The sequence below is a fragment of the Acinetobacter sp. WCHAc010034 genome, assembly GCF_001696615.3.
Classification (GTDB): domain Bacteria; phylum Pseudomonadota; class Gammaproteobacteria; order Pseudomonadales; family Moraxellaceae; genus Acinetobacter.
Genome location: NZ_CP032279.1, coordinates 3,429,469 through 3,445,783 on the forward strand (window position 1 = coordinate 3,429,469; position 16,315 = coordinate 3,445,783).

The following is a 16,315-nucleotide window of genomic DNA, read 5'->3' on the forward strand; positions in this document are numbered from 1 at the left end:
AAAAGGGGCGTTTTTTTATGGACTAAATGACATTAAGCCTATGGCGGATTACCTGCCATAGGTTTAAAGTTTATGCAGTCATTACAGTATTCATCAAAGTTGGCATGCATATGCCGGAAGTGAGGAAAATATGAGCCTGTATAGCCAGATTAATGATGAAATTTTCCTGATGGAAACGGGCGAGCAAAAGTGGATTGGTCAAGATCTGCCGCTTGAAAACATGATGGCTGTTGAATTGATGCTGCAGGATCTGCAGGAAGATAAGATCATTAAAATCCGCCGTAAAAACCACGAAAAGCACACCGGCTTAAAGCAGGTTGACCGCGTGCTGGTTGAGAAGCTGTAAGCTTGTTTTGCAGTAAAAGCCCCGAAAGGGGCTTTATTTTTTTCTGATATAAATTCAATGTATGATGAGGTTTAATCAAAGATAAGTTTTATTTGAAATTAGGCAGAACTAATGCCGTGTAAAGGAACGTGATTCTGCAGAGCGGCCCTGTAAAATATAAGGAACATGATGAGAAGATTGGCATTATCTGAAAAGAAAGAACGCGGCATTCCCCGAAAATTACGAAACTTAAAGTTATGGAGTGAGCGTTTTAAGGGCTATTTCCCTGACTTAACTGATTATGATGACCGATATTTTAACTGGAAAATTCCAGTGCCTTTGAATTTAGTGGTGGGGCGCCATAGTAAGGATTCTGATAAAGCGCTTTGTGCGCAGTATGTGCTGAATGCCTGCCAGCATTTAATAGAGGCGAAGCCAGAAGGGCTTGGTTTTTGTAAAGTTGTTTGCGTTATTATGCAGCTGGATATGTTTTCAAGCGAAATCTGCATCTATTTGGATGAGCAATATTTCAATGCACATACTTGTTCAGGCACACTATATGATTCAGGCTGCATTTTATCTGATGAGAAAAGCTTAGTGAAACGCTGGGGCTTGAAGCTTCCTCAAATGCTGTCTGAACGCGGAATTCATATTGAATATATTGATCCTGAAGATGAAACTGCTAACTATCTTTCTGATCACTGGTATTTTTTTGAAAAGGCATAAAATGAATGAATTTTCGAGACGCCGCATTAAGGGGATTATGCGGCAGTGAAATGCTGGCATGGGAAAATTAAAAGCATTTTTTGCCAGTATCAAGGCATTGGCATAAAACAGCTGAAAATATGAATAGCCTAAGTATGATTTAAAATGCTGTGAATATGCAGATATTTAAAATGGGAAAAATGGAATGCAGAATCAAATCAATATTATCGAATTATCAAAAATTACTTACGACGCTTGGTTTAAGCTTTGGACAGCGTATCAGTCTTTTTATCAAACGGATTTATCGGCGGAAGTGAGTCAGAATACATGGAGCAAGCTGATTAATTCTGAACTTACTCATATTTATGGATATGCTGCTGTCGTGGATTCTGAGGTTGCCGGTATTGTCCATGTAATTGAACATGACAGCTGCTGGACGGTTAAGCCTTATGCTTATTTGCAGGATTTGTACACGCATGCAGATTTGCGTGGCAAGGGCATCGCTGGGAAATTGATTGCGCATGTGTATGAGCAGGCAATGCAGCGGCAGTGTGACCGCGTGTATTGGCTAACGCATCAGGATAATGAAACCGCGCAAAGGCTTTATGATAAAGTCGCAAGAAAGACGGGATTTATTCAATACCGAATGTAAAAATCCAGAGCGGAGCTGCATGTTATGAAAACTTCAGCAATGAGCTGCTCCTGCCTGCAGCAGTGTTATGCATTTGTATCCTGCCGGAAAAATAAGATTTTAAGCGTTAAGCTTGCACATCTATTGCTGGAGTCGGAATGCAGATTGTTTGCTCTAAGATATTGTAAATAAGATTAAAAATATAAAGCATGCAATGGAGAGTTCTATTTTTCTGGCAATACCGGCTTAAAAAACGCAGATTGTTTCATTCTTGCAACATATCGTTTTATTCATAGCGCTGAATTAAACTCAGAAAGGAATAAACTAGCACTCATTCGGAAGTGAGATAAAAACATGAACTTTAAAGCATTAACAATCGGTTTAGCTGTTGCGTCAGCTGCAACGCTTTCTATGGCTAAACCAGTTGCATACCAAATTGACCCAACGCATACAGCGACTGTATTCAGCTGGAGCCACTTCGGTTTCTCTACGCCATCCGCGAACTTCAGCGACATTCAAGGCACAATTAATGTTGACAATGCCAAACCTGAAAATTCATCGGTGAATGTGACCATTCCATTATCCAGCCTGAACACAAACGTCAAGGCGCTGGATGAGCATTTGCAGAAAGCGGATTTCTTTGATGCTGCAAAATATCCAAACATCACCTTTAAAAGCACCAAAGTTCAGGCCGCAGGCAAGAACAAATACAAAATTACCGGCAACCTGACGGTTAAAGATGTGACTAAGCCGGTTGTGCTGGATGCTGTGCTGAATAAGCAAGGCGTGCATCCAATGACTAAAGCTGAATCTATTGGCTTCAATGCGACAACATCATTTAACCGTTCTGCATTTGGCGTAGGCGCATATGTGCCGAATGTCGGCGATAAGATTACAGTCAATATTACAACTGAAGCGTCGGTTCCTGCTGCGAAGTAATCTGAACTCGGCTATTTAGTCGCAGGCAGTAAAAAAGCACCATTAAGATGGTGCTTTTTTTATCGCAGTGCATCGGTCAAGAATTTCTATTCAACAGCAGATAGCAGCCGAAACTTATGAAAATACCGCCGGTAATGCCGTCAATCCATTTGCTCAGCCGCTGGTAGATTTGATTCATTTTCGGCATGGAAAAAAGATAGGCCACTGCAGCAAACCACAGCAGGCTTTCGATCCAAATCATGAATAATAAAGTACTTTGTGAACTCAGAGAAGCGCTGCTGTCGATGGCTAAAGCAAAAATACTGCTAAAGTAAATCAGGGCTTTAGGGTTTGCCATATTGGTAAAAAATCCCTGAAGCAGCAGCGCCCATTTAGATTTGGGTTTCGATGCCGCCGCAGCTTTTACGCCTGCTGTACTTTTACTGAGCGCCGCTTTCAGCATTTGAAAGCCTAAGTAAAAAAGATAGCAGCCGCCTAAAATCATCAGCACCTGCTGCAGCCATGCAATTTTTTGAAAAATAAAATGCAGGCCGCTTAAGGCGCAAACAGCCCAAACTAAGATGCTCAGCGAAACGCCCAAAGCCGCATATAAAGCATGCATGCGTGACTGGCGGATCGCGCTTTGCGTCACAAATAAAAAGTCAGGGCCGGGGCTAATCAATGCAAAAAGATGAATGATCGCAATACCCAAAAGTGCGGACATGATAATACTCAGTAGATGAAGATGGTTTTGACCGAAGAATTAGCCGCCTTAACGGGTTAAATGGCGCATAAATTTTTCCGCAATTAATTGAGCTTGCGGTTCTAAGCTGCCTGCATAACGCAGATTGTCTGCGCGCAAAGCAGGAATGCTGATGCTGGCTTTGCGCAGCTCGCAGGTGTGGCCAATCAGCCATTTTTCCATGCTGTCGGCTGCTGCTTCTATATGAAACTGCAAGGCGAGGATATTCTGGCCGACGGAAAAAGCCTGATTTGGGTAAAGATCGGAACTGGCCAATAGCGTGGCATGTTCAGGCAGGTCAAAAGTATCGCCATGCCAATGCAGCACGGGCGTTTCCGCCAGCGGCGCCAAAATATTGTCCGGGACTTCGGCAAGGCTGAGCTGGCTCCAGCCAATTTCCTTGGCATGCCCTGCATAGACTTTTGCGCCCAAGGCATGCGCAATCAGCTGCGCGCCTAAGCAGATGCCAATGGTGGGCAAGCCGCTTGCCAGGCGCTGCTTGAGCAAGTCAATTTCCTGCTGCAGGAAAGGATAGTCCTCCGCCTCATAGACTCCAATCGGCCCGCCTAAAATGATGGTCAGGCCTGTGTGCTTAAAAGCTAGGGTCAAATCATCGACGCCGGCTTCAAAGTAGCGTACGCGGAAACCCAGCTGATAAAAAACATCTTCAAGCGCGCCCAAGTCTTCAAAAGCAAGATGCTGAATGGCGTAAATCGTGTCTGGAAATGCGGAAGTCATGGCAAATCATTGGAATCTATAGATGCCTAGAAATTTATCCTGATTAGCGGCAAATAAAAAGCACGGATTGAAAAATTAAAGCGGAAATATCAGGGAATGCTGGCATCTGCTGATGCAGGCTGCGGCGGCGCCGTAAAATAGCGCCTGTAAATTTGCCTGAATAGGCGGATTCACAGCTAAAATGCGGTTTGCGTTGCATTTTGCATAAAATAATTTTCATCAGCGCTGAATTTGCTGAATATATAATATGAAAATTAATATATATTGAAAAATCGCAAAAAAAATTAATGAAAAACAGATAGTAATCAAATGCATCAAGGGTATGATGATATACCTGAAAAAATTGCTTGATGATGCGCAAGAGAATCAGTTAAATTCCATATATATGATTTTTATATTAAAAAATATAGAGAAGGGGTGTTTTATGGATGTTGAGCATACCCGCGATGCAACCTTGTTGCATGCGATACATAAAATTTTACTGAAAGAGTGGGACCCTTTGGGGATACGGCGCATTCCTGCAATGCGTGACGAATATGATGATTATCTGCCGAATATTTTTAAATTGATTAGACAAAATTCAAGTGAAACTGAAATTTTTGATTACCTGTGGTGGGTTGAACAGCGCGTGCTGGAAAAGCAGGGCAATAAGGCGCACACTTTTCGGATTGCCGGTTTATTAAAAGTCCTGCAGAAAATGTAACAGCCGCGATTCAATCACCGGCAGAAGCCATGTTACTGCCTATAAAAAAGGCCTCATGTGAGTAATGCTGATTAGTTAAGGAGTTTCATAGTAAACTTCTTAACTTTTTTGGGCTATTCACGGCGGAGTCTTACCGTTTTTAAAGTGAATTTTTGGGGCTCGTTTTGTTCCTTGCAAAACAGTGTTTCTCATTCGCCAAATGAGAAGCGAAGCTTCGCAAGGAAAGCATCTTGCGGCGCAGTGCGCCTCACCGCGAAACCTATTCACTTTCTGCACTTAAATAATTTTGTTGCAAAAACAGTCCATTTCAAAGGCCAGATAGGTTGCGGATGACGCTTCCGCATATCAAATAAAGTCTAGGGCGTGTCATCAATTAAGCCAGATAATCGTTGAGGCAAGATAAATCGCTGACAAGAAGTTTTGAGCTAATTTATCATAGCGTGTGGCAATACAGCGGTATTGCTTGAGCTTGGCAGATGTTTTGCTTTATAGAGATCCGGGTCATAATCACGCTGATCAATAGAGTTGCTTCTAGCCAGCATCACAACTTGACCCTTAGCCTCTTGAATTGGATTGATGACCCGATCCTTGGAATTGTAGGCTTTATCCATAAGCCATATGCTGCTTAACGATAAGTCCAGCAGTACATCGGCACCGTTTAAGTCGTGGGCCTGACCAGCAGTGAGATAAAATCCTGTCGGATTGCCTAATGCATCAGTACGGGCATGAATTTTAGTGCTTAAACCGCCTTTACTGCGCCCAATCGCCTGTTCTTTTTTTCCAGCACTGTGCTGATGAGCGCGCACAATGATTGAGTCAAGCATGGCATATTCATTGTCACTGCCATTTGACAGCACGTCAAAAATCTTCTGCCATACTCCTGTTTTAGCCCAACGGCTGAAGCGGGTATGTACCACTCTAAAATCGCCAAACCGTTCCGGCAAGGCCCGCCATGGAATACCTGAATGATAGCGATAGAGTACCGCTTCAACAAATAATCGGTTGTCTTTGGCGGTTACCCCAACAGTGCCGGCTCGCCCAGGTAAAAGATTCTTAATCTTTTACCACTGATCTTCTCTTAATCCATAGCGTTTAGTCATGAAACGATAATGAGGACAAGTCAGCTGTTTTCAAGCTAATTGATGACACAACCTAGAATTTAAAAAGAAAAAGCCAGTCAATTTCTTAACTGACTGGCATTAGCTATTTGCATACCGGCTTTCTGCTGGAAATGGGTTTTAGAACTTTTTCTCTACACTGAACAGCACGCTTGGAATCGCTTCATTGACGCGGGCTTGATACAGGCTGCCGTCCGCTGTGCTGCTGAGGCGCTCTTTATAATCGGTGCTTAAAATATTGCGCGCGTTGACGGAAGCTGACCAGCCGCTGTCCAAGCGCTTGGTCAGGCTGAGATCCATATTTACGCGCTGATTGCTGGTGCGGTCATAAGGCTCATTGCTTAATCTGCGGGTATATTCAGGCGTATAATTCAAATTCGCGCTGGCGGAGATGCGCCACGGCTGGTAGCCGTAGGACAGGCCCGTGCTGGCAGTGTATGGGGCAACATCGCTGGCTAGGCGCTTGGCGCCATTGTCTGCTTCAATTTCCGCCCGCACGGTAGACAGCTGCGCATTCAGCATGAAAGAATGGCCATTTTCAGTTTGCTTCAGGGCATAGCGTCCGGCAACTTCTACCCCATAAGTCGCCGCATTGTCCTGATTATACGGCCGTTCTACAAAACGGCAGTCTGCGTCGCCTGCGGCGCATAAGCCGCCTTGCGCATTTTCATTGCGGATGGCTTTCTCAATATAGTCATTAATTTCGCGGTAATACGCCGTGATGTTCACGCCGCCTGCAGGAGTGTTATAGCCCAAAGTAGTTTCGTAGGCATTGATTTTTTCCGGCCTTAAGAATGGATTGCCGCCACGGTCAGGGTTGTTCAGCGTGCCGGCATCCGCATCGGCAGACACCGAAACTGTCGGCAAGAGCTGATTGGCGCGCGGACTGCTGAATGCCTGGCTGATATTGGTCTGTAAAGACCAGCGGTCATCAAAATCAAAGCGGTGGGCAAGCACAGGGCTGAGGTGCTGATCACTGTAATCCACCAAGCCGGAACGGCTGATCCATTCCTGACGCGCGCCTAAGGTTAAGGTTTGGCGCGGTGTAAACTGCCAGCTGCCTTCGGCATACAGGGCATAGCGCTGCTCATCTAAAGCCGCGGCAATATTGCTTTCCAGCTCGCTGGCGCGCAAATCTGTACCGAACTTGATTTGCTTGCTTTGATCAAACTTGCGCACGCCGTCATAGGCCAGCCCGTATTCATTTACCTGCTCATCAGTATAAGACTGCCTGAGCGCAGAACGGGGCAGCTCGGTTTCATTCTGCTGCTCTATGGACAGGCGGATTTTATCTGAATTGCCTTGATCCTTGCGTTCATAGCGGGTATTCAGGCGGATGCTGTCGTTTTTATCTTCCTGAATTTGATCGCGCATGCTGCCTTCGCTTTCATTATTGCGCCAAAACAATTCTGCGATGACTTTCTGCTGATCGTCAATCAGGTATTCCGCGCGCGGGCTGATCATTTGCGAAGTCCGGTTGATTGTGCGCTTTTGTGTGGTGTTCAGGCCGCCAGTGTTTTGAATTTGGCTGACAGTAGTTGTGTCATTCCACATCTGATTGGCGGACAGGCTGTAAACCCATGCATCATCACGGCCATCCATCTGCAGGCTGATATTCTTGCGCTGCTCTTCGTTTGCATTTGATTTTGCAATGTCATAGCCTGCGCGCGCCGTGCCGCTTAAGCGCGTGCCGTCCAAAGGCTCTTTTAAAATAATGTTGATGACCGCTGAAGAAGCAACTGAGGCCTGCGCGACACTCGGCTGCTTGGTAATTTCAATGCGTTCAATCATGTCGGGCGTAATGCTGTCGATGACAGACATGCCGCCGCGCGGGCCACCTTGCACAGGCTCGCCGTTAATTAAAAAAACTGGCGCGCCGCCGCCGCGGAAACGCATGCTGCCCGAACCGCCGCGCGGGCCTTGTCCGGCCGCGGGCATTTGAAAACCGGCTGCACGGCGCAGCGCATCATTTACCGACTGATCGCCGAATTTTTCCATTTCTTCACGGGTGACAATGGTTTTGGCCACCGCGCTGATGTCTGGATCTTTTTGCACAGCAGGCGCCTGTTCAACTTGAAAGCTTAAGGTCGGCAAGGTCTGCACGGCTTGCGGGCTGGCTGCCGGCGGCTCTTCCTGAGCTGCCCAGACAGATGATGAAATGGTCAATACAGCATAACTTAAAGCGCTTAATTTTAAATATGGGTGCATGCGTTTCATTATTCGGTGTGCCAAGTGTAATTTTGCGTAAGACTAGCTTAAAAATATGGAGAAACGTTGTGGAAGAATAGGATGCATCAAAAAATATTTTAAACTGGCCTATGGCAAAAAATTGATGATCATACGGCATCATAAAAAACTGATTTCCATATAAAAAATATGGTTTTTAGATTTTGAATCAGGTGCTCTTTGATCAGTATTTACAGGCTGGACTGCTAAGCGGTTAGGTTAAGAGCAGCTTCATTATTGCTTATAGATTTTTTGGGTGCAGATAGGCGGATGATTTATGCACTTTTAAGTTTATTTTACTTAACGCTGGGCCAGCAAAGGGATGAACAGCATTGTTATGCAGAAAAGCCAATATCATATTGAATGTCAGAATATTTCCTCCTTAGAGCAAGCGGGCAGTGCAGGGAAGCAGCCTCCCTGCCTGTGCAACTATGCCGCTAATCGCACAGCTAGCCTGCATAATCAACAATGCAGCGCTGGCAGATTTGAGCAATCTCCTGTGCGGTTTTTTGCTGCAGATGCGTGTTCTGCGGATGCCATTTTTCCATCATCTGAATCAGCCATGCAAAGTCTTCAGCCTTGGGCTGCGCGTCATCCTGCACAAAATTGCGGATGATGTTCTGAATAGCGTAATATTTCTGCACATGCACGGTTGCAGAGCTTTCAAAGCGGATAATCCGGTAATCCGCCAGCATCTGCCAGACTTCGGCATAATCCTGCAGTGTTTTCAGTTCGCGCTGCGCTTTCTGAATGGCGGCGCTCAGGGCGGCCAGCGTATTGGGATTCTGCTGCGCCCATTCCTGCGTTACGGCCAGCACTTTATCGGCCACAGGCGGAATAATATTCTGGCTGGATGCCACCATTTGCCCAATGCCCAGCAGTTCCGCTTCAGTATTCCACGGCTCGCCGACGCAAAAACCGTCAATCACCTGGCTTTTCATCGCTTCGACCATATACGGCGGCGGAATGATGCTCATCTGAATATTCTGCGCGGCGTCTTCATCCGCCATCGCCAGCCATTCTTTCAGGCAAAAATAGTGAATAGACTGCTGAAACACCGAGGCCAGCTGTAAAGGATGCTGATTTTGAATGGCCTTGACCACTTTTTCAGCCGCCTGCTGTTCACTGTCCTGCACGCTGATGCCCAGATCGAAGCAGAGTTTTTGACTCAGGCTGATAAAGGCGCGGTTGACGCTGAGCACCAGCGGCGTCTGCAGCGGAATGCCCGGCTGATCTTCGGCAATGGCGGCTGCAGGCAGCAGGGCGGAAAGGCAGTGCGCCGCGTCTAAAAAGCCGTAGGCCAAGCGGTCCCTTAAGCTGGCCCACGAGGCTTCGCGCTCTAAGCTGACCTCTAAGCCGGCCTGCTGGAAATAGCCCTGCCGGTCTGCCCAGAGAATTGCGGCGCAGTCGAGCAGCGGAATGTAGCCCAAATGCAGTTTGGTTTTTTCTAAAGATGCCATGCTTATTCCTTAAATTGCGACTGCAGCAGTTCTTGCGCGTCAATCAGGCGGCGCGCCATTTCACCCATGGTCATGCGGTGGCTCATGGCGCTTTTGCGCAGCAGCACAAAGGCCTGATCTTCGCTCAGCTGATGCATCTGCATCAGCATGACTTTGGCCTTTTCTATGTCTTTGCGGTCAAACAGCTTGCATTTGGTTTCATTCAGGTCTTTCAGCAGCTTTTTATGCTTCTTGAACTGTTCGATTGAAATTTCCAAAATGCTTTCAAGCTTTTGCGGTTCTATGCCGTCCACAATGTAGGCGGTGACGCCGGCTTCAATGGCATTTTTAATGGTGTCTTTATGCGAGTTTTTGGTAAACAGCACGGTCGGCAGGTCAAACTGGCTGACGCAGCTTTCAATAATGTCGCGGTGCGGATGATCCATATCCAGCAAAATCACATCGGCATGCAGCTGCTGCAGGCCGGAGCTGTTCAAATGGTCAATCATCAGGCAGGCGACAACATCGAAGCCATGCTCAATTAGGGATGACTTGATAAAGGCTGAGCGCTCAAAATCGTCATCAATCAGGGCTATTTTTAGATTTGGCATGCTGATACTGAGGCAAAGCCTGAAAAATATTTCTATTGATTAAGCAATTTTGGTGCCAGAAGACTTGCAGGATTCCGCCGCCTTTAATCTTAAGCATTGAATTTAATTATTGAAGCTTCATGCACCAGCATGATGCAAAAGTGCGCCGAGAAAACGCAGCATCTTTCTGGGCGCCGGGCTGCACCGCTTTTGCGCTTGAAGCGTGGAGGGAGTTCTGCACGCAGGCAGCTCAATTCAGCGCTTTTAAATTATTAAAATGATAATAAACAGATATTTATAATTTATTTTTTGAAGTTGGCACAGCATATGCATTATTCACAGCGGGTCAAAGAAGACCCATAAAGTTTGTAAGAGGGCCAACGATGTCCGCTCTGATCGAATCTATTGCGAAATTACCGCGCAGCTAGATTGCCTATGCGTTCAGTTCTGGAGGAAGATGGCTATGTCTTCAACTTTAAATGCTAAAAAAGCGACAAAAATAAATCTATTCAACTTTAGTTCTTCAGCGATGCGGGCCTTCCACATGAGTTGGCTCGCTTTTTTTGTCTGCTTCTTTGCGTGGTTTGCCTGCGCGCCGCTTATGCCTGTGATTGCCGGCGAGTTTCATTTAACCAAAGATCAGATTGCCAATATCAATATCGCCGCTGTTGCGATCACCATTTTAGTCCGGCTGATTGTGGGGCCATTGTGCGATAAATACGGCCCGCGCAAAACCTATACCGCTTTGCTTATTATCGGCAGCATTCCAGTTTTTGGCGTCGCTTCCGCCAACAGCTATGAATCCTTCCTGTTCTTCCGCTTACTGATCGGCGCGATTGGCGCAAGCTTCGTCATCACGCAGTACCACACCAGCATCATGTTTGCGCCGAATGTGGTGGGCACAGCCAATGCAGCCTCAGCCGGCTGGGGCAACGCCGGCGGCGGCGCAACGCAAGCGCTGATGCCGCTGCTGCTGTCCGCCATTGTGATGTTCGGCGTAGAGCAGGCAATGGGCTGGAGAATCGCTTTGCTGGTTCCGGGCCTGATGATGGTGATTGTCGGCTGCCTGTACTGGAAATTTACCCAAGACTGCCCGCAAGGCAACTTTAAGGAATTGCGCGCGCAAGGCATCAGTGTCGGCAGCGATAAAAAAGGCGGCATGGCGATTCTGATGCATGCAGCCCGCAACTACCGTGTCTGGATTCTGTTTGGCGCCTATGCTGCCTGCTTCGGCATTGAAATCTTCATCCACAACATTGTCGCAATGTACTACGTCGACACCTTTAAGTTTGGCCTGAAAGAAGCCGGCATGGCGGCGGGCATCTTCGGCTTGCTGGCGCTGTTTGCCCGCGCGCTGGGCGGGATTGTTTCAGACAAAGTCGCCCTGAAAAAAGGCCTGGATGGCCGCACCAAAGTGCTGTTCAGCATGATCTTGCTGGAAGGCTTATTCCTGATTGTGTTCTCGCAAATGAACAGCGCCATGCTGGCGATCCTCACCATGACGGTATTTGCGCTGTTCACCCACATGGCCTGCGGCGCAACGTATGCCCTGGTGCCGTTCATTGACCGTGACGCCTTGGGCGGCGTGGCAGGCATTATTGGCGCCGGCGGCAATGTCGGCGCAGTGGCGGCGGGCTTCCTGCTGAAAGGCATGCTGGACATTCAAACCACCTTAATGGTGCTCGGCGGCTTGGTGGTAATCGCTGCCAGCTGTGTGCTGATGATCCGTTTTTCGGTTGAGCATAAGGAAAAAGAGCAGCGCTTATTTGAACAGGCTGTCCATGAACGAAACATGGCTGAAGCGCAAAACTGAGTCTAAGAAATAGCAATAATCCGGAGAAATAATATGAAAATCATCATGATCGGTCATGGCATGGTTGGCCACAAGTTTATCGAATCTGTTTTAGAGCATGCAGGTGACGAGGTTGAAATCACCATCTTGGCAGAAGAACCGCGTTTGGCTTATGACCGTGTGCATTTGACTGAATATTTCAGCGGAAAATCGGCCAAAGATTTAACCCTGTGCCGTGCGGATTTTGCCGATGCTTACGGCATTGATCTGCGCCTCAGCACCAAAGCTGCAGCCATTGACCCGCTGAATAAAACCGTCACAACCGATCATGGCGATGTTCTGAGTTTTGATAAACTGGTGCTGGCAACCGGCTCCTATGCCTTTGTGCCGCCGATTCCGGGCAATGACCGCGCCAACTGCTTCGTTTACCGCACCATTGAAGATCTGGATGCGATCCGCGCAGCCAGCTTAAGCGCTAAATCGGGCGTGGTGATTGGCGGCGGCCTGCTGGGCTTGGAAGCGGCCAAGGCGCTGCGCGACCTGAATTTGGCAACGCATGTGGTGGAGTTTGCGCCGCGCCTGATGGCGGTGCAGATAGATGATCTGGGCGGCAAGGTGCTGCGCTCTAAAATTGAAAATCTGGGGGTGAAAGTTCATACCCAGAAAGCCACATCCTGCATTGAAGATGGCGCATCGGCAGCGCATGTGATGAAATTTGGCGACGGTTCGGAACTGGAAACCGACATTATTTTATTCTCTGCCGGGATCCGCCCGCGCGATGAGCTGGCGCGCCAAAGCGGGCTGGCCATTGGCGAACGCGGCGGGATTGCGGTGAATGATTACTGCCAAACTTCAAATCCGGACATTTACGCGATTGGCGAGTGCGCGCTGTGGCAGAACAAAATTTACGGCTTGGTGGCGCCGGGCTACGACATGGCGCGCATTGCCGCCAAGCATGTGATGGAGCAGGCCTGCAGCGGCTTTGCCGGCGCGGACATGAGCACCAAGCTGAAGCTGATGGGGGGGGATGTCGCTTCCATCGGCGATGCGCACGCCATGACGCCGCATGCGCTGAGCTATTTCTATGCCGATGAAGACGCGCAAATCTATAAAAAGATTGTGGTCAATGCCGAAAAAACCAGGCTGCTGGGCGCGGTGCTGGTCGGCTGCGCCAAGGAATACAGCGACCTGCTGCAGATGATGCTGAATGGGCTGGCGCTGCCGGAAAATCCTGAAAGCCTCATCATGCCGGGCTATGCGCAGTCCGGGGCAAAAGCCGGCGGCAGCGGGGTGGATCTGCTGCCGGACAGCGCAACCATCTGTTCATGCAATAACGTATCTAAAGCGGATATCTGCAGCGCTATTGCCGACGGTTCAACCTCGCTGGGCTCGCTGAAAAAATGCACCAAAGCAGCCACGGCCTGCGGCGGCTGCGCGCCGCTGGTGACTCAGGTGCTGAAATCTGAACTGCAGCGCCAAGGCGTGACGGTTAACAATCATCTGTGCGAGCATTTCGCCTATTCGCGCCAGGAGCTGTATCACTTGGTGCGGGTCAATGAAATCAAGACTTTTGATGACCTGATTCAGCAGCATGGCCACGGCCTGGGCTGCGACATCTGCAAGCCGACGGCTGCCAATATTTTAGCTTCCTGCTGGAATGATTTTGTGCTGAAGCCAAGCCACGCCGGCCTGCAGGACAGCAATGACTACTATCTGGGCAACATTCAAAAAGACGGTTCCTACTCGGTTGTGCCGCGCATGGCTGGCGGTGAAGTGACGCCAGACGGCTTAATTGCGGTGGGGCAAATTGCCAAAGAATACGGCTTGTACACCAAATTGACCGGCGGCCAGCGTGTTGATTTATTTGGCGCGCAAGTGCATCAGTTGCCTGAAATCTGGGAAAAGCTGATTAAGGCCGGCTTTGAGTCAGGCCATGCTTACGGCAAATCGCTGCGCACCGTGAAATCCTGCGTCGGCAGCACATGGTGCCGCTACGGGGTGGATGATTCGGTCGGCTTAGCCATTTTTCTGGAAAACCGCTACAAAGGCCTGCGTTCACCGCACAAACTGAAAATGGCTGTGTCGGGCTGCACCCGCGAATGCGCCGAAGCGCAAAGCAAGGATGTTGGAGTGATTGCCACCGAAAAAGGCTGGAACCTCTACGTTTGCGGCAATGGTGGCATGAAGCCGCGCCATGCCGAACTTCTGGCCTCAGACCTGGATACGCAGACGCTGATCAAATATATTGACCGTTTCTTCATGTTCTATGTGCAGACCGCAGACCGCCTGCAGCGCACCAGCGTATGGCGCGACAATATGGAAGGTGGACTGGATTACCTGAAAGATGTGGTGGTGCATGACTCTCTGGGCATCGCCGCTGAACTGGAGCGCCGCATGAGCCATGTGGTGGGAACTTATCAGGATGAATGGCGCACCGCAGTGGAAGATCCGGAAGTGCGCAAGCGCTTTGTAACCTTCATCAATGCCAAAGCCGAACAGCAGCAGGACCCGCATATTCAATTCGCTGCCGTCCGCGGTCAAATCCGTCCGAAGACCGATGCAGAGCGTGACGCTGCCCGCATTCCTGTTGTTGAAGCTTAAGCCGATTGCCAGCCTAAAGGAGAATGAAGATGACAATTTTAAAAGAAATGAACGATGCAGAATGGATTGAAGTGTGCAGCCTGGATGACATTACGCCGAATACCGGCGTGGGCGCATGGCTTGCAGGGCAGCAGATTGCGGTCTTCCGCGTGGGCAGTGAAAAGCGCGTTTATGCGCTGAGCAATCAGGACCCGTTCAGCAAGGCCTTTGTAATGTCGCGCGGTATTTTAGGCGACTTGCAGGGCGAGCGGGTGGTGGCGTCGCCTATCTACAAGCAGCATTTCAGCTTAGCCACAGGGCGCTGTCTGGAAGATAAAGATCAAAAGCTGCTGGTGTTTCCAAGCAAAATTGAAAACGGCAAGGTGCTGGTCAGCCCGGCTGCGCAAAAGACCTATATCACCAATAATGGCGCATCGCAGGAGAAAATGAAACTGGTGCTGGTGGGCAATGGCCTGGCAGGCATGCGCTGCCTGGAAGACTTGCTGGATATGGCGCCGGAGCGCTATGAAATTACCGTGATTGGCGAAGAGCCTTGGGGCAACTATAACCGCATCATGCTGTCTCCGGTGCTGTCAGGCGAAAAAACCATTGATGACATCATGCTGCATCCGCATGCATGGTATGCCGATAAAGGCATCCGCTTTATCGCCGGAGATCCGGCGGTGAAAATTGACCGCCCGCGCAAGCAGGTTCATACCGGCGCAGGTGAAGTGGTCGATTATGACCGCCTGATTTTAGCAACCGGGTCGAAGCCGTTTATTCCGCCAGTTAAAGGCGCGGAGCTGAACGGCGTTTTAAGCTTCCGCGATATTTACGATATCCGGCGCATGCTGGACTACTGCAAAACCAGGAAAAATGCGGTGGTGATTGGCGGTGGCCTGCTGGGGCTTGAAGCCGCGTATGGGCTGAAGCAGCAAGGCATGAATGTGACGGTGCTGCATTTGATGGACCGCATTATGGACCGCCAGCTGGATGCAAAAGCCAGCCTGATGCTGAAGCATGCCATTGAGCAAAAAGGCATCCGGATCATTACCGAAGCCAATACCGAAGAACTGCTGGGTGATGAAGGTCATGTTGCGCAGGTCAGATTGAAGGACGGCAGCCTGCTGGATGCGGACTTGGTGGTGTTTGCGGTGGGCATCCGCCCGAATATGGCGCTGGCGCAAAGCGCGGGCCTGCGCTGCAGCCGCGGCGTGCTGGTCAATGACACAATGCAGACCTATGACCCGAGCATTTATGCGGTGGGGGAATGCATTGAGCACCGCAATCAGACTTTTGGGCTGGTTGAGCCGCTTTGGGGGCAGGCGTTCATTTGCGCATCGCATTTGGCTGAGCACGGCAGCCTGACGTTTAAAGCGCCGACTGTTCCGACACAGCTGAAGGTCAGCGGCTGTGATGTTTTTTCTGCGGGCGATTTTGAGCCTGCAGAGGATTTTGAAGACATTATTTTGAATGATGAAAAACGCCAGATTTATAAACGCATTATTATTCAAAAAGATAAGGTGATTGGCGCTGTGTTGTTCGGCGATACCGAAGACGGCGTCTGGTATGCGGAACTGATTGCTGACCAGACGCCGATTACTTCTATCCGCAATAAGCTGCTTTTTGGTAAAGATTTTGCATTAAAAAAAGCAGGGTGAATTTAATCTCCCTTGCGAAGCGATGCTTCTCACTTCTTTAAAAAAGAGGGGGAAACCATGACCAATCAAATATGGCCTTGGGCAGCTGCAACGCCCTCCTTTTTCAAAGGAGGGCTGGGGTGGATGATCGGAATTATCCCCAGCTAA

At 48.9% G+C, this 16,315-nt stretch carries 13 protein-coding genes and 1 pseudogene; 8 read left to right on the forward strand and 6 right to left on the reverse strand.

Going from position 1 to position 16,315, the window contains the following annotated elements:
* The first annotated feature begins 130 nt into the window (after positions 1 to 130).
* The 4 genes from BEN74_RS18130 to BEN74_RS18145 all read left to right on the forward strand — a co-directional run bounded on the left by BEN74_RS18130 (position 131) and on the right by BEN74_RS18145 (position 2,600).
* Positions 131 to 346 (forward strand): hypothetical protein, encoded by a 216-nt coding sequence (locus BEN74_RS18130; protein ID WP_068910803.1) that lies wholly within the window; start codon positions 131 to 133, stop codon positions 344 to 346.
* Between the two features lie 168 nt (positions 347 to 514).
* Positions 515 to 1,051, forward strand: coding sequence for a DUF3916 domain-containing protein (locus BEN74_RS18135; RefSeq protein WP_068910804.1), 537 nt, complete (start codon positions 515 to 517; stop codon positions 1,049 to 1,051).
* A 184-nt stretch (positions 1,052 to 1,235) separates the two neighbouring features.
* Positions 1,236 to 1,682 carry a GNAT family N-acetyltransferase gene (locus BEN74_RS18140; RefSeq protein WP_068910805.1) on the forward strand — a complete coding sequence of 149 codons (447 nt, stop codon included), beginning with the start codon at positions 1,236 to 1,238 and terminating at the stop codon, positions 1,680 to 1,682.
* A gap of 333 nt (positions 1,683 to 2,015) precedes the next feature.
* The gene (locus tag BEN74_RS18145; RefSeq protein WP_068910806.1) at positions 2,016 to 2,600 is read left to right on the forward strand and encodes a YceI family protein; all 585 of its coding nucleotides are present in this window, start codon (positions 2,016 to 2,018) and stop codon (positions 2,598 to 2,600) included.
* A gap of 76 nt (positions 2,601 to 2,676) precedes the next feature.
* Here BEN74_RS18145 and BEN74_RS18150 read toward each other — a convergent pair whose 3' ends face one another.
* The gene (locus BEN74_RS18150; protein WP_068910807.1) at positions 2,677 to 3,303 is read right to left on the reverse strand and encodes a LysE family transporter; all 627 of its coding nucleotides are present in this window, start codon (positions 3,301 to 3,303) and stop codon (positions 2,677 to 2,679) included.
* A 48-nt stretch (positions 3,304 to 3,351) separates the two neighbouring features.
* Positions 3,352 to 4,059 (reverse strand): glutamine amidotransferase, encoded by a 708-nt coding sequence (locus tag BEN74_RS18155; protein WP_068910808.1) that lies wholly within the window; start codon positions 4,057 to 4,059, stop codon positions 3,352 to 3,354.
* Positions 4,060 to 4,381: 322 nt separating this feature from the next.
* Between BEN74_RS18155 and BEN74_RS18165 the strand changes: the two genes are divergently transcribed.
* Entirely contained in the window at positions 4,382 to 4,762 is a 381-nt protein-coding gene (locus BEN74_RS18165) for a hypothetical protein (protein WP_228200370.1), read from the forward strand.
* Positions 4,763 to 5,131: 369 nt separating this feature from the next.
* Here the strand turns inward: BEN74_RS18165 and BEN74_RS18170 are convergent.
* From BEN74_RS18170 to BEN74_RS18185, 4 genes and pseudogenes are all read right to left on the reverse strand, one after another.
* Positions 5,132 to 5,820: pseudogene (locus BEN74_RS18170) on the reverse strand (IS5 family transposase).
* A gap of 180 nt (positions 5,821 to 6,000) precedes the next feature.
* Positions 6,001 to 8,097 carry a TonB-dependent receptor plug domain-containing protein gene (locus BEN74_RS18175; protein ID WP_068910811.1) on the reverse strand — a complete coding sequence of 699 codons (2,097 nt, stop codon included), beginning with the start codon at positions 8,095 to 8,097 and terminating at the stop codon, positions 6,001 to 6,003.
* 458 nt (positions 8,098 to 8,555) lie between these two features.
* On the reverse strand, positions 8,556 to 9,566 hold the full coding sequence (locus BEN74_RS18180) for an ABC transporter substrate-binding protein (protein ID WP_068910812.1): 1,011 nt from the start codon (positions 9,564 to 9,566) through the stop codon (positions 8,556 to 8,558).
* Between the two features lie 2 nt (positions 9,567 to 9,568).
* On the reverse strand, positions 9,569 to 10,156 hold the full coding sequence (locus BEN74_RS18185) for an ANTAR domain-containing response regulator (RefSeq protein WP_068910813.1): 588 nt from the start codon (positions 10,154 to 10,156) through the stop codon (positions 9,569 to 9,571).
* 442 nt (positions 10,157 to 10,598) lie between these two features.
* Here BEN74_RS18185 and BEN74_RS18190 point away from each other — a divergent pair, with 442 nt between their 5' ends.
* Genes BEN74_RS18190 through nirD form a run of 3 tightly spaced genes read left to right on the forward strand, consistent with a single transcriptional unit; the run spans position 10,599 to position 16,168 of the window.
* Positions 10,599 to 11,948 carry an MFS transporter gene (locus BEN74_RS18190; RefSeq protein WP_068910814.1) on the forward strand — a complete coding sequence of 450 codons (1,350 nt, stop codon included), beginning with the start codon at positions 10,599 to 10,601 and terminating at the stop codon, positions 11,946 to 11,948.
* Positions 11,949 to 11,981: 33 nt separating this feature from the next.
* Entirely contained in the window at positions 11,982 to 14,528 is a 2,547-nt protein-coding gene (nirB, locus tag BEN74_RS18195) for a nitrite reductase large subunit NirB (RefSeq protein ID WP_068910815.1), read from the forward strand.
* A 29-nt stretch (positions 14,529 to 14,557) separates the two neighbouring features.
* Positions 14,558 to 16,168: a nitrite reductase small subunit NirD gene (gene nirD / locus BEN74_RS18200; RefSeq protein WP_068910816.1), complete on the forward strand. Its 1,611-nt coding sequence runs from the start codon at positions 14,558 to 14,560 to the stop codon at positions 16,166 to 16,168.
* Positions 16,169 to 16,315 lie beyond the last annotated feature (147 nt).